Annotated in this window: 8 protein-coding genes; 5 read left to right on the forward strand and 3 right to left on the reverse strand. The window is 65.2% G+C overall.

Going from position 1 to position 14,172, the window contains the following annotated elements:
• The first annotated feature begins 72 nt into the window (after positions 1 to 72).
• On the forward strand, positions 73 to 4,500 hold the full coding sequence (locus tag FPB55_RS09535) for an NEL-type E3 ubiquitin ligase domain-containing protein (protein ID WP_144188049.1): 4,428 nt from the start codon (positions 73 to 75) through the stop codon (positions 4,498 to 4,500).
• Between the two features lie 206 nt (positions 4,501 to 4,706).
• Positions 4,707 to 5,258 (forward strand): DUF4174 domain-containing protein, encoded by a 552-nt coding sequence (locus FPB55_RS09540; RefSeq protein ID WP_009682785.1) that lies wholly within the window; start codon positions 4,707 to 4,709, stop codon positions 5,256 to 5,258.
• A gap of 54 nt (positions 5,259 to 5,312) precedes the next feature.
• Here the strand turns inward: FPB55_RS09540 and FPB55_RS09545 are convergent, their stop codons facing one another.
• Both FPB55_RS09545 and aroQ read right to left on the reverse strand, forming a co-directional pair.
• Complete coding sequence (locus tag FPB55_RS09545) at positions 5,313 to 6,161, reverse strand: shikimate dehydrogenase (protein ID WP_009682786.1); 849 nt, start codon at positions 6,159 to 6,161, stop codon at positions 5,313 to 5,315.
• On the reverse strand, positions 6,158 to 6,607 hold the full coding sequence (gene aroQ, locus FPB55_RS09550; RefSeq protein WP_009682787.1) for a type II 3-dehydroquinate dehydratase: 450 nt from the start codon (positions 6,605 to 6,607) through the stop codon (positions 6,158 to 6,160). The genes FPB55_RS09545 and aroQ overlap by 4 nt, the downstream gene beginning before the upstream one ends.
• Before the next feature lie 237 nt (positions 6,608 to 6,844).
• Here aroQ and FPB55_RS09555 point away from each other — a divergent pair, with 237 nt between their 5' ends.
• Genes FPB55_RS09555 through FPB55_RS09565 form a run of 3 tightly spaced genes read left to right on the forward strand, consistent with a single transcriptional unit; the run spans position 6,845 to position 12,453 of the window.
• Positions 6,845 to 8,098 carry a TolC family protein gene (locus tag FPB55_RS09555; RefSeq protein WP_009682789.1) on the forward strand — a complete coding sequence of 418 codons (1,254 nt, stop codon included), beginning with the start codon at positions 6,845 to 6,847 and terminating at the stop codon, positions 8,096 to 8,098.
• Positions 8,091 to 9,290 (forward strand): efflux RND transporter periplasmic adaptor subunit, encoded by a 1,200-nt coding sequence (locus tag FPB55_RS09560; protein WP_115293880.1) that lies wholly within the window; start codon positions 8,091 to 8,093, stop codon positions 9,288 to 9,290. The genes FPB55_RS09555 and FPB55_RS09560 overlap by 8 nt, the downstream gene beginning before the upstream one ends.
• A 16-nt stretch (positions 9,291 to 9,306) precedes the next feature.
• The gene (locus tag FPB55_RS09565) at positions 9,307 to 12,453 is read left to right on the forward strand and encodes a CusA/CzcA family heavy metal efflux RND transporter (protein WP_144188051.1); all 3,147 of its coding nucleotides are present in this window, start codon (positions 9,307 to 9,309) and stop codon (positions 12,451 to 12,453) included.
• A gap of 236 nt (positions 12,454 to 12,689) precedes the next feature.
• Here FPB55_RS09565 and FPB55_RS09570 read toward each other — a convergent pair whose 3' ends face one another.
• Positions 12,690 to 14,027 (reverse strand): MFS transporter, encoded by a 1,338-nt coding sequence (locus FPB55_RS09570; protein ID WP_054882023.1) that lies wholly within the window; start codon positions 14,025 to 14,027, stop codon positions 12,690 to 12,692.
• Positions 14,028 to 14,172 lie beyond the last annotated feature (145 nt).

Below are 14,172 nucleotides of genomic sequence, written 5' to 3' on the forward strand. Positions count from 1 at the left end.
AGTAGATAGCTAGCCGTCGGCATGCCCTGAACCTGCACAAACTCTAGCCTCAACGCCATCGCGGAGGCACAGATGCAGGGCAAATCCACTTCACCTTCGAATGCGGTCGACGCGCTTGCCATCGCGCAAGCCTGCCAGGACCATTACATTGCACAGCGGCTGCCGGCATGGATGGCGAAGCTGACGGTGGCCGACTACCGGCTGCTGAGCCAGGCACTGTCGCAGTTGCTGGCTTGCCGGGAAGGGCTGACGCAAGCCCTGGCACAGGTGCGCAACCTGGATGATTTCAGCCGGCCTTTGCTGCAGCAGGCGCTGGCCCGGTTTGGCACCCTGGATGTCGACCGCGTGTGCCTGCGGCAGTGGTATTACTTCACGTCGCCGACCATCAGTTATGTGACCGGTCGGCTGCCGGTCGCCGACAGCGATTACTACGATACGCCGCTGTTGGAGGCAGCGCTGGGCAACTTCACCGAGGCCGAGCAGCATGATCAGCCCCGCAAGAATTGCCTGGTGGATGCGCTGGGCGCCACGCGTACTGAGCTATCGGCAACGGCTTTCGTCAAGCTGTGCCGCACGCTGGACCTTGGCCAGCAGTACCAGGCGCACCTGGCGGGTGTTTTTCAGCCAAGCGTGCGCGAGCTGCTGGTTAGCCGCCAACGCTATGGCATGCTGGCCGATGCGCTTGCAGCCAGCGCACAGGGCGTGTTGAGCGCGGCCCAGCTGCACTGGGTGGTGCAACTGTGCATGCATGACACGCTTGGCACCCTCGCGGGATCGCCGGTCAGCGTCCGCCGGCTGGAACTGTTTGGTTGCCGCATGCAGCAGATCGTGGTGCTGGATGTCATTGCCGAGGGGACGTTCTACAACACCAGCAAGTACGTCCTGGTGTATGTACCTGGCGACCCCGCAGGCCCCTGGAGCGTGTGCAACGACCTGGAACACTACGCCCGCCGGGTGCTTGGCAAGCGTTTGCGCAAGAACGACTACCGGCGTTTCTTCAGCCGCTTCGTGCGCCGTCGCGACAGCCAGCGGTTTTTCTCTGCCGTGGGTGAACGGCTCGACGATGTCACCCACTGGGCGACCCGCAGCCTTGATGAACAGACGCATGCCTATGGTTTACCGCTGTTCGATGCCCTGGCTGATGACTGGATTGGCCAGGTCAAGGATGACGCGGCGATCATCGCCCCGCCAGTGGCGATGCTCGATCGCCAGGCTCAGGCCGAGCATGCCCGCCGTTTACAGGCTGAAGGGCAAACCCTGCTCGGCATCGCAGGGCTTTTCGTGCCCGCAATTGGCGCGGTGATGCTGGGTGTGATGGCCTGGGAACTGCTTGAGCAAAGCTTCCAGGCGGTCAGTGACTGGCAACAGAACGAACGCAATGCTGCGCTGGCCCACCTGCTGAATGTGGGCAAAGGGTTGTTGACCGTCGGTGCAACCGTTGCTGTTGTCGCGGCGGCGCGACGTGCCTGGAGCGTGGTAGACCCACTGGTGCCGGCGCAGCTGCCAGGTGGCGAGGAAAAACTGTGGAACACCGACCTGGAACCCTACCGTTGTGGCACCCCGCCGGCTACCGCGGTGCGGGACGAGCAGGGGGTGTATCGCCTGGCCGAGCGCTGCTGGATCAGCATGGACGGTCACTGGTATGAAGTGGCGTGGCGCAAGAACGATGAACAATGGCAGTTGCTCCCTTACCAGGGCTATGCCCCCTTGCTCCGCCACAATGGCGCCGGTGCGTGGCGGCTGTGGTGCGAGCAGCCCGCCGAATGGGCAGACGCGCGCCAGCTGTTCCGCCGCCTGGGCAAGCCCTACAGCGACCTCGATGACCTGCAGATCGACCAGGCGCTGGCCATCCACGGGCTGGACGACCAGCACTTGCGGGCATGGCATGTGTATGGCCGAGCACCTGAGGCAGCGCTGGCTGACACGGTGCAGCGGCTGCTGTTCGCCGGGCGGATCCACACGTTGGTCGGTCAACTGCGCGAAGGTGCCGCCACCGCCGATCAGCAATTGCTGGCGCGGGTGTTGAGCCTTCCCCAGGCGGCAGGCCTGCACGGGCGCGCGCTGGCCGAAGTGGCCTGGGCCGGGCGCCGGGAGCTGCTGCAAGCCATGTACGAGGAGCACAACACCGGCCCGCAAACCCCTTGCCCGTTGCAACGGGCCTTCGCCAGCCTGCACCGCCTGGCGGCCAGGGAAGTGATGCGCAATGCCAGCGAGGACGACCTGCAGCACCTGCAAGAGACCGGGCGCGTGCCGCTGTTCATGGCCGAGGCGGCCAGGCTGCAGGTTACGCGGATTCGAACCGCGCGGGTCTTCGAGGCGCTGCGCATCGATACCCCACAGAATCTCGACCTGGCGCGGGTTGTGCTGAACCTGCTGGGGCAGGTGCCGGGGGCCGGAGGGCCAGGCTGGCGATTGTTCGACGGTGAGGCCAGCGAGCCGCTGCTGACGATCGAAGGCGCGGGCCCAACCTTCGATCTGCTGCACCAGCATGGGGTGTTTCGCTTGCACGACCGTGCCCAGGCCAACGCCGGTGCTGCCGGGGAGCTGTTCGAAACACTGGCGGCGGCGTACGACGCCGAGGTACGAGCGGCCAGCCGGCAGCCTGCTGTGTTCGCACCCGCCCTGCGCCAGGCGGTGGCAGACCTCGCCTTCAACCAGCGGCCAGCCGTGCTGGGCGCCCTTGGCATGGGCCAGCGCCGTGGCGCCTTCGTGGCACCGCTGCGGCTCGCTGACGGCCGCATTGGCTACCCCATGGCCGGCGGCAGGTTATGGGCTGCGTTCGGGCGGCTCAGGCCGCGGGCGCTGCAGGCACGCCTGCGCGACCTGTACCCGGCCTTCAGCGACGAGCAGGTTGGCCAATGGTTGGCGTCAGCCGATGCCCGAGCCAGGTTGAGCGGCCTGGAGGCGCAATACCGACAGCTCAATAGCCACCTCGACAGGTGGGTATTCAATGCAGTTGCCACACCCGAACTGACTGCCCGACGTGAATTCAGAAAAGGCTTGATCGACTGCTGGCGCTTGCTCGTCCCCGAGTTGCAGGACCAGGCATCTGTGCAGGGCGGGCGCTTCATGCTGACCCAGACCCGCAGCCGTTTGCGCCAACTGCCTGGCCTGCCGGCCCAAGTGAGTTTCGCGCACGTGTCCATACTGGCCTTGCGCGCCATGCGGCTGGAGCAGGTGCCCGACGATTTCCTGCAGGCGTTTCCCAACTTGCGCAACCTGGAAATCACCAATTGCCGGCTCAGGCGCCTGCCGCTGCCTCAGATGCTGGCACAAAGGCTGGAGGTGCTCGACCTGTCAGGCAATCAGATCGCGCTCGACGAAAGCCAGGCGCTGGTCCTGGCCGGTTGCCGCTCCCTGGTGTACCTGAACCTTTCGGACAACCCGTTGCGCCGGGCATTTTCCGTGTTCGCCATGACCGAGCTCAACGCCTTGCACCTGTCACGCACGCAACTGCCGGAGTTTCCCTACGGCACGCTGGACGCGCCGCAACTGCACACGCTGGACCTCAGTGGCAACAGTATTTCAGTGCTGCCTGACGACCTGCATCAGTCACACCTGTGGCGCGCGGGCCGGGTCGAACTGTCGGGCAACCTGCTGGCGGCTGCATCGCAGGCGTCTTCCAGCTGGCATTGGCTCGAGGCGAGTCGCGTGCCGTATCGGTTCCGTTATCTGGACCTGGTGGCGGCAGAACGTCGCGATGAAATGGCCGCGTTGTGGGTTCATCTGGAAGCCGATGAGGTATCGGACGACTTCTTCAAGACGTTGTCCGTACTGACCACCTCCGGCGCATTCAAGTTTTCCTCCACCGCCTGCGCGCTGGCAGCCCGGATACTGGAAATGTTCGAAGCAATGAGTGAAGACACTGCGCTGCGGCTGGAGCTGTTCAGGCACGCCGCGGCGACGGATTGCCAGGACAACGCCACTGCCCGTTTCGCTGACCTGGAAGTGCGCTTGATGATATGGCGTACGCGCCGCCAGCAGGGTGGGCGCCCCCCGGAGCAGGGCTTGTTGTGGCTCGGCGGGCAGTTATGGCGCTTGGCGTTGCTCGATCAGTTCGCGGCAGAACATGCCCGCCGGTTGGGGGCCGGCAGTGAGTCACTCGAATTCGCCCTGGCTTACCGTGTTGCCTTGCGCACGGCCCTGGATTTGCCCGCCCAGCCCGGGGAGATGTTGTATACCGATATTGCCCGGCTGCAGGACACCGACCTTCGTTCGGCGCGTGCCTTCGTGCTGGCAGCGCAGACCCGCGACGGCATGGCTGAATACCTTTCCAGGCAACGCTTCTGGCAGGACTACCTGCGGGGCAGTTTCCCCGATCGCCTGCAAGTGCCGCAGGACATGCATGATGAACTGGAGCGGCTGATGGCGCTGGGCAACCAGGAAGCGCAGGTCGAGCGGCTGCAGATTCGGAATCAGCAGCGTGAGCATGCCCTGCTGTTGCAACTGACCCTCGAAGCCCTGGACAGAAACGCGCCCGGCGACAGCACGACGGGGTAAAACGGCCAGCGCAGCGCTGCCGGCCGGTGGCTATGCGCTATGCTCAGAGCAGGCGGCGATGTTTGCACAGGCATCGCCGCCCGGTCACGGAAATCGGAAGTTACCTTTGTGGCAAGCACGCCATGGGCTGTTGGTTTAGGCTCCCGCGTCGGATCTTTCTCCATGATCTGTAGTCTTTGGTTTATCGAGAGAATAAGGAGATATGCATGCTCGTCCGCTCACTGACCCTCGCCACCCTGCTCGCGCTTGCCGGCCCTTTGCATGCCGCTGACAGTGACGCACCGTTGGCCAAGGAACTGGGCAAGGCGCGGCCATTGGTGGTCATTGCGCCGAGCAGCGCCGACCCCACCCTGCGTGGGCTCAACAAAGCGCTCGAAGACCCGGCTACCCAGGCAAAATTCAAGGAGCGCAGCCTGGTGCTGTACAGCGTGGCGCAAATGATGGGCAAACGGGAGGACAAGAACCTCGAGCAGCAAACCACCATGGCGCTGATCCGCGAGCTGAAGCTGGGGGCGAGCAAAGGCACCAAGGTGATTCTGGTGGGCAAGGATGGTGAGCGGCATGTGCTCAAGGATGACGAAGACAACACCGCCCTCGATCCCCAGGTGATCTTCGAGGCAGTCGATGCGCTGCCCGCGAGCGAGAAGGCGGTAACCGCACCAGAGCCGGTGGCGGCCGCACCGCAAACCAAGGCCAAGGACAGCAAACCTGCCAAACCGGCCAAGCCTGCCGCCCCGCCCAAGCCGCTGGAAGACTGAACGCGTGGCGGCCCTGAGCTTGCTCAGGGCCGTTGCCACGCAGGCCTGGCTCAGTCAGGAGAAGCTGGCGAAATGTGCCTGCATCCGCGCGGCGTCAGCCTGCCGGCCGCTGAACAGTTCGAATGCTTTCACAGCCTGGAACACCGCCATGTTGCTACCGTCCAGTGTGCGGCAGCCCAGCGCCCGTGCAGCGCGCAGCAGTTCGGTTTCCAGCGGGAAGTAGATGATCTCCGCCACCCACAGCCGTGCATGCAGCAGCGCCACTGGCAGCGGCGTGCCGGGTAGCTTGGCCATGCCGACCGGGGTGGTGTTGACCAGCCCGTCCGCATCGGCCAGTGCCGTGGCCAAGTCACCGCCAAGCATTGCCCGCCCCGCACCGAAATGCGCATTCAGGTTGTCGACCAGTGCCTGAGCGCGGGCGGTATCCACTTCGAACAACACCAGCTGTTCAACCCCTTCGCCCAGCAAGGCATGCGCCACCGCCGAGCCCGCGCCGCCAGCCCCCATCTGCACCACCTTGCGGCGGGCCACATCGGGCAGGCCGCGGCGCAAACCTTCGGCAAAGCCCAGGCAATCGGTGTTGTGGCCAACCCGCTTGCCGTCCTTGAGTACCACGGTGTTGACCGCGCCGATGCCGCGCGCTTCATCCGACAGCTCGTCGAGCAACGGCAGGATCGCCTGCTTGAACGGGTAGGTGATGTTCAGGCCGGTAAAACCCGTGTGCTGCGCAGCGTCGAGCAGGCCGGGCAGGGCGCTGTCGTCCAGTTGCAACTGGTCTGCGTCGATCAGCCGGTACAGATAGCGCAGGGCCTGGGCATCGCCTTCGTGCTCGTGCAGGGCCGGGGTGCGCGACAGTTGGATACCCCGGCCGATCAGGCCGGCAAGAATGGCAGGCTGGCTCATGCTGCACGCTCCTTGAGCAGTTCGGCGAAGTAGCTGATGGCCATGCGGTAGCCGTGGCTTCCCAGGCCGCAGATGACGCCGACCGCGATCGACGAAACGAACGACACGTGGCGGAACGGTTCACGTTTGTGCACGTTGGACAGGTGCACTTCGATGACCGGTACTTCGCTGGCCACCAGCGCATCGCGAATGGCTACCGAGGTGTGGGTCCAGGCACCTGGATTGATCACGATACCGGCGCAGCGATTGCGCGCGGCGTGGATCCAGTCGATCAGTTCACCTTCATGGTTGGTTTGCCGGAATTCGACTTCCAGGCCGTGGGCATTGGCAGTGTCGGCGCAGTGTTGACCAAGGTCGGCAAGGGTTTCGTAACCATACTGGGCCGGCTCTCGGGTGCCCAGCATGTTCAGGTTGGGGCCGTTGAGCACGAGAATCAGGGGCGTCATGACGGGCTTCGCTTTGTTGTTGTTGGATGTGCCTAGTTTTGTACTGACTGGTTAGTTCCGTCAATTGAGGGGAGCCGCCCTGCTGGGAAAGTGGGCGATTATCGAACCGCGTTCGCCGCCAAGGCGCGCTGGCGCACAGGCTGCACGCCTTACAGAATTGTAATTTTCATGCCACCACCCAGATAACCAGCCTTCTCTACAGTCCCTCGCCACCCTTCGTCGACGAGGACCTGTTCCGTGCTCATCCCCCGCAAGTTCGCCTTGCTCTGCCTGCTGCTGGTTGGCGCTACGAGCGCCCACGCCAGCCAGCGCCTGAGCTTGCCCCAGGCGCTGGCCGCCGCTTTTGCCCAGAACCCGGAACTGGCTGCCACCAGCCGCGAAATCGGCATTGCCGACGGCGAGCGGCGCCAGGCCGGGTTACTGCCCAACCCCGAGCTGGCGTGGGAGGTGGAGGACACGCGCCGGGACACCAGCACCACTACCATCACCCTCAGCCAGCCGCTGGAATTGGGCGGCAAGCGTGCTGCACGCATCGCCGCGGCCGGCGTCGGTCAGGCGATCGCCCAGCTTGACCTGGAACGCCAGCGCAATGGCCTGCGTGCCGATGTGGTCCAGGCGTTCCATGCCGCCTTGCGGGCACAGACCGCGCTGGAGCTGGCGCAGCAATCCCAGGCCTTGACCGCCCGCGGCTTGCGGGTGGTGCAGGGGCGGGTCACTGCCGGCCAGTCATCGCCCGTGGAGGCCACCCGCGCCCAGGTGCAACTGGCCCAGGCCGAGGCCCAACTGCGCCGCGCGCAAACCCAGCGTAGCGTGGCCTACCAGGCCCTGGCGCGTTTGACCGGCAGCCCGCTGGCCAGCTTCGACAGCTTGCAGGCGGCCAACCTTTCGCCTGGGGTCGCGCCCAGTACTGACATCTTGCTCGCCCGCGTCGAGCAAACGGTCGAGTGGCGCCTGGCCGCCGCCCAGGTCGAGCGTGGCGATGCGGCGTTGGGCACGGAAAAGGCTCAGCGCATTCCCAACCTCACCGTCAGCCTTGGCAGCCAGTACAGCCGCGAAGAGCGCGAGCGGGTGAACGTGGTTGGCCTCTCCATGCCGCTGCCGTTGTTCGACCGTAACCAGGGCAACGTGCTGGCGGCTGCGCGCCGTGCCGACCAGGCGCGTGACTTGCGCAATGCCGTGGCCCTGCGCTTGCGCAGCGAAACCCGCAGCGCCGTCGACCAATGGGCCACGGCCATGCAGGAGGTGGCGGCCTACGACCGCACCATCCTGCCGGCTGCACAGCAAGCCGTGGACACCGCCACCCGTGGTTTCGAAATGGGCAAGTTCGCTTTTCTCGATGTACTCGATGCCCAGCGCACGCTGATCGAGGCCCGTGGCCTGTACCTCGAGGCCCTGGCGACGGCGGCCGATGCACGCGCGCGGGTCGAGCGTATCTACGGCGACCTCGATGACCTGGGCAACCCAATGATCAGCAGGAGCAGCAATGACTAACCCACGCAAGTTGGCCCTTCTGGCAGCCACCCTGGCCGCGTTAGGCCTCGGTGGCCTGGCCTGGACCGGTACGCTCGGCCAGGCAGCCACTGCCCAGCCAGCTGAAGACAGCCATGAGCATGGCGAGGCGGACGCCGCCGAAGGCCATGCAGAAACAGAGCACGACGATGAACAAGGGCAGGTGCACCTGTCCATCGCCCAGATCGAAGCTGCCGGGGTGCAGTTGGTTGCTGCCGGGCCGCGCGCGCTGGGTACAGCCATAAACTTCCCCGGTGAAATCCGTTTTGACGAGGACCGCACCGCCCACGTGGTACCGCGGGTGCCGGGTGTGGTCGAGGCAGTCCAGGCCGAATTGGGCCAGGCGGTCAAGCGCGGGCAGGTGCTGGCGGTAATCGCCAGCCAGCAGATCTCTGACCTGCGCAGCGAGCAGCAGGCTGCCCAACGCCGCCTTGAGCTGGCGCGCCTGACCTTGCGCCGCGAACAACAGCTGTGGCAGGAGCGCATCAGCGCCGAGCAGGATTACCTGCAGGCGCGCCAGGCGCTGCAGGAGGCCGAAATAGCCTTGGTCAATGCCCGGCAGAAGGTCGCGGCGGTGGGGCCGGCAGGTGCCGGCAACCGCTATGAACTGCGCGCACCGTTCGACGCCGTGGTCGTGGAGAAACACCTGAGCGTGGGTGAGGTGGTCGACGCGACCAGCAACGCCTTCACCCTGTCTGACCTGAGCCGGGTGTGGGCGACTTTCGCCGTGGCACCGCGTGAGTTGGACAAGGTACGCACCGGCCGTACGGTCATGGTCAGCGCGCCAGACCTGGGGGCCCAGGTCGAAGGCAAGGTCAATTACGTTGGCAGCCTGCTCGGCGAGCAGAACCGCGCCGCCACCGTCCGTGCCAGCCTGGCCAACCCTGACGGCGCCTGGCGCCCCGGTTTGTTCGTCAATGTTGCGGTCAGCATCGAACGTTTCGAGGCTGCGGTAGTGGTGCCTGAAATCGCCCTGCAAAGCCTGGACGCGCAGACCGTGGTATTTGCCCGTACCGAGCAGGGCTTCGAGGCCCGACCCGTAACCACCGGCCGTCGCGATGCCGGGCAGGTGGAAATCACCAGCGGCCTGGCCGCCGGAACCCAGGTGGCTGCCGCCGGCAGCTTCGTTCTCAAGTCGGAGCTGGGCAAAGGCTCGGCCGAGCACAGCCATTGACCAGGGGTACGCCTGCATGTTCGAACGCCTGATCCAATTTGCCATCGAGCAGCGCCTGGTGGTGATGCTGGCTGTGGTCCTGATGGCCGCGGTGGGTATTCACAGCTACCGGCAGTTGCCGATCGACGCCGTACCGGATATCACCAACGTCCAGGTGCAAATCAACACGGCCGCACCCGGTTACTCGCCCCTGGAGACCGAGCAGCGCATCACCTTCGCCATCGAAACCGCCATGGCCGGCCTGCCCGGGCTCAAGCAGACGCGCTCGCTGTCGCGCTCGGGGTTGTCACAGGTCACGGTGATCTTCGAGGACGGCACCGACCTGTTCTTCGCCCGCCAGTTGGTCAACGAGCGCCTGCAAGTGGCGCGCGAGCAACTGCCCGAGGGCATCGAGGCTGGCATGGGGCCGATCTCCACCGGGCTGGGGGAGATTTTTCTGTGGACGGTGGAAGCCGAAGAGGGGGCCCTGAAGGAAGACGGCACCCCCTACAGCGCAACCGACCTGCGCGTGATCCAGGACTGGATCATCAAGCCGCAGTTGCGCAACGTGCCCGGGGTGGCAGAGGTCAACAGCATTGGCGGGCACGCCAAGCAGTACCTGATTGCGCCGGACCCCAAGCGCCTGGCGGCCTACAAGCTCACCCTCAACGACCTGGTCGCGGCGCTGGAGCGTAACAACGCCAACGTCGGCGCGGGTTACATCGAACGTAACGGCGAGCAGTTGCTGATCCGCGCGCCTGGCCAGGTGGCCTCGGCCGATGATATCGCCAACATCGTCATCTCCAGCGTGGACAGCACCCCGATCCGCGTCAGCCACGTTGCCCAGGTAGGCCTTGGCGAAGCGTTGCGCTCGGGGGCGGCGACCGAAAACGGCCGCGAGGTGGTGCTGGGCACGGTATTCATGTTGATCGGCGAAAACAGCCGCACGGTATCCCAGGCAGTGGCTGCCAAGCTGGTGGAGATCAACCGCAGCCTGCCCGAAGGGGTGTCGGCGGTGACCGTGTACGACCGCACCAACCTGGTGGAAAGGGCCATCGCCACGGTGAAGAAGAACCTGGTCGAGGGGGCCATTCTGGTGATCGCCGTGCTGTTCCTGTTCCTGGGGAACATTCGCGCGGCACTGATCACCGCCATGGTCATTCCGTTGTCGATGCTGTTCACCTTCACGGGCATGTTCGCCAACAAGGTCAGCGCCAACCTGATGAGCCTGGGCGCGCTGGATTTCGGCATCATTGTCGACGGCGCGGTGGTGATCGTGGAAAACGCCATCCGCCGACTGGCGCATGCCCAGCAACGGCATGGCCGCATGCTGACGCGCAGCGAGCGCTTGCACGAGGTGTTTGCCGCCGCCCGTGAAGCACGGCGGCCACTGATCTACGGGCAGTTGATCATCATGGTGGTGTACCTGCCGATCTTTGCCCTGACCGGGGTCGAAGGCAAGATGTTCCACCCCATGGCCTTCACCGTGGTCATCGCCCTACTTGGCGCGATGCTCCTTTCGGTGACCTTCGTACCCGCTGCGATCGCCCTGTTCGTCACCGGCAAGGTCAAGGAAGAAGAGGGCCTGGTAATGCGCACCGCGCGGCAGCGTTATGCGCCGGTGCTGGCCTGGGTGCTGGGCCGGCGCCGGCGTGCATTTGCCGGGGCAGCGGCCTTGGTGCTGTTGTCCGGGGTAATGGCCAGCCGCATGGGCAGTGAATTCATCCCCAGCCTCAGCGAGGGTGATTTTGCCCTGCAGGCCCTGCGTGTGCCGGGCACCAGCCTGTCGCAATCGGTGGACATGCAGCAGCGCCTGGAGCAGGCCATCATCGCCCAGGTGCCCGAGGTGGAGCGGGTGTTTGCCCGTACCGGTACCGCCGAGATCGCTGCCGACCCGATGCCGCCGAATATTTCCGATGCCTATGTGATGTTGCGCCCGCGCGAGCAATGGGTCGACCCCGGTAAGTCACGCGAGGCGCTGATCGCCGACGTGCAACGTGCCGCCGCCAGTGTTCCCGGCAGCAATTATGAGTTGTCGCAGCCGATCCAGTTGCGTTTCAACGAGCTGATTTCCGGTGTGCGCAGTGATGTGGCGGTGAAGCTGTTCGGTGACGACATGCAGGTGCTTAACCGTACTGCCGCAAAGATCGCCGGCAGCCTGCAGGGCGTACCCGGTGCGTCCGAGGTGAAGGTCGAGCAAACCACGGGCCTGCCGGTGCTGACCATCGACATCGACCGCGACAAGGCCGCCCGCCATGGCCTGAACGTGGGCGATGTGCAGGATGCCATCGCCACCGCGGTGGGCGGCCGCAAGGCGGGCACCTTGTATGAAGGTGACCGGCGGTTCGATATGGTGGTGCGCCTGTCGGAAACCTTGCGTACCGACGTGGATGGGCTGGCCAGCCTGCTGATCCCGGTGCCGGCCAGTGGGGCTGCGGGCATCGGGCAGATCGGCTTCATCCCGCTGTCGCAGGTGGCCACCCTTGACCTGCAACTGGGGCCGAACCAGGTCAGCCGCGAAGACGGCAAGCGGGTGGTGGTGGTCAGCGCCAACGTGCGGGGGCGCGACCTGGGCTCGTTCGTGCAGGAGGCCGAGCAGGTATTGCGTGGCCAGGTGCCGATACCGCCTGGGTACTGGACACGCTGGGGTGGCCAGTTCGAACAGCTGCAATCGGCGGCCGAGCGCCTGCAAGTGGTGGTGCCAGTGGCCTTGCTGCTGGTCATGGCGTTGCTGTTGATGATGTTCAACAACCTCAGGGATGGCCTGCTGGTGTTCACTGGAATTCCGTTCGCCCTCACAGGGGGCGTCCTGGCCCTGTGGTTGCGCGACATTCCCTTGTCGATTTCCGCTGGCGTGGGCTTCATTGCCCTGTCGGGGGTGGCCGTGCTCAATGGCCTGGTGATGATTGCCTTCATCCGCGGCTTGCGTGAGCAGGGGCGAACGCTGCGTGCGGCGGTCGAGGAGGGCGCGCTGACCCGTTTGCGGCCGGTACTGATGACCGCGCTGGTGGCGTCACTGGGCTTCATTCCCATGGCCTTGGCGACGGGCACCGGGGCTGAGGTGCAGCGGCCGTTGGCGACCGTGGTGATTGGCGGAATCCTGTCTTCGACCGCCTTGACCTTGCTGGTATTGCCGGCGTTGTACCAATGGGCTTATCGACGCGAAGAGGCGCAGGAGGGGTAAAGCCCTGGGGCCGCTGGGGCGGCCCATCGCGGCACACCTCCACCCTGCAGGGTGTGCCTAATTGGAGTAACTGTCTTTCTCAAAATTTGAAAAGCCTGCGCGATTCGTTGTGGGAGCGGGCTCTAGGCACCTGCGGCATTCAGCTTGTCATTCACCGCTCTCACTCCAGACTCTAATCCCCTCTCAAGACACACGCGGCCTTGTGTCGCGATGGGCTGCACGGCAGCCCCAGGATCTCAAACCGAGCCTTGAACGCCTTGGCCTACACCCTCGGCGTTGGGTTCATCATGCAGCGATATACGGGACGTTTCCGGCAACGCCAGCCCGCCGAGCAAAGCCACCAACGCAATCACCACCAGGTAGAACGCCGGCGCCAGGCTGCTGCCGGTCTGCCCGATCAGCCAGGTCGCGACCAGCGGCGCGGTGCCACCGAACAGCGTATAGGCCACGTTGTAGGTAATGGCCGAAGCGGTGTAGCGGGTCCGGGTCGGGAAGCTCTCCGACAGCAATGCCGCTGTCACCACCCCGCTGCACAGTGCCCCGACCGCCAGCAGAATCACCCCCAGCAGGGCCCCCGGCATCGAGCCGGAGCTGGCCAGCCAGTAGGCCGGGAACACGCACAGCATCACCCACAGGCAGGTGAAGCCGATGGTCTTGCGCCGCCCGAACCGGTCCGACAGCGCCCCCGCCAGCGGGCAGCCGATGGCGGCGAACAGCAGGGCCACGGTGGTGACCAGCAGCGACTGCGCCCGGGTCAGGTTGCCGACCAGTTGCAGGTAGGTGGCGAAGTAGGTGGTGAACATGTAGAACGACAACGCCGTCAGCGAAATGAACGCCCCCAGGTTGCGAATGGCCCGGCCGTGGTGGCGCAGGGTTTCCTTGAGTGGCGAATGCTCGTGCTCCTTGCCCTGGGCCACGGCTTCCCGGAATGCCGGGGTTTCTTCCATGCGCCAGCGCAGGTACAGGCCGACCAGGCCCAGTGGCGCGGCGATCAGGAACGGAATGCGCCAGCCCCAGGCAGCCATGGCTTCGCTGGACAGGCTGGCTTCCAGGCTATAGGCGATCACCGCCGCACAGGCGAACGCGGAAAAGGTCGAAACCGGTACGAAGCTGCCGTAGAAAGCCCGCTTGTCGTTGGGCGCGTGTTCCATCAGGTAGGCGCAGGCCCCGGCGTATTCGCCACCGGCAGAAAACCCCTGAAGGCAGCGCGCCAAGGTCAGCAATACCGGCGCGGCCAGGCCGATGCTGGCGTAGGTCGGCAGCAGGCCGATCAGGGTGGTGGAGCCGGCCATCAGCAAGATGGTCAGCGAGAGGATGCGCTTGCGCCCCAGCCGATCGCCGAGGGCGCCGAACACGATACCGCCCAGGGGGCGCAAGGCGAAGGCCACCGCGAACACGGCAAAGGTCTTGAGCAAGGCGACGCTGGAATCTTCGCTGGCAAAGAACTGGCTGGCGATCAGCGTGGCGAGAAAGCCGTACACGGCAAAGTCGAACCATTCGACGAAGTTGCCGATGGCCGAGGCGGCGATCACCCTGCGCAGGGTGGCGGGGGATACCTCATGAGGTGCGGACATGCGGGTGCTCTCCGATTCCATTGGCAGGCATGATGAACGTGGTGCGGTCTGGCCGCGCCATCATTGTTATGCCTGCCAGTAGATAACCGGGCAGCGCAAGGCGCTTTGTCGAGGACGACCTCGGGATACCTGAATCAACCGCCAT

This window comes from Pseudomonas sp. BJP69, from assembly GCF_007633355.1.
GTDB classification, from domain to species: domain Bacteria; phylum Pseudomonadota; class Gammaproteobacteria; order Pseudomonadales; family Pseudomonadaceae; genus Aquipseudomonas; species Aquipseudomonas juntendi.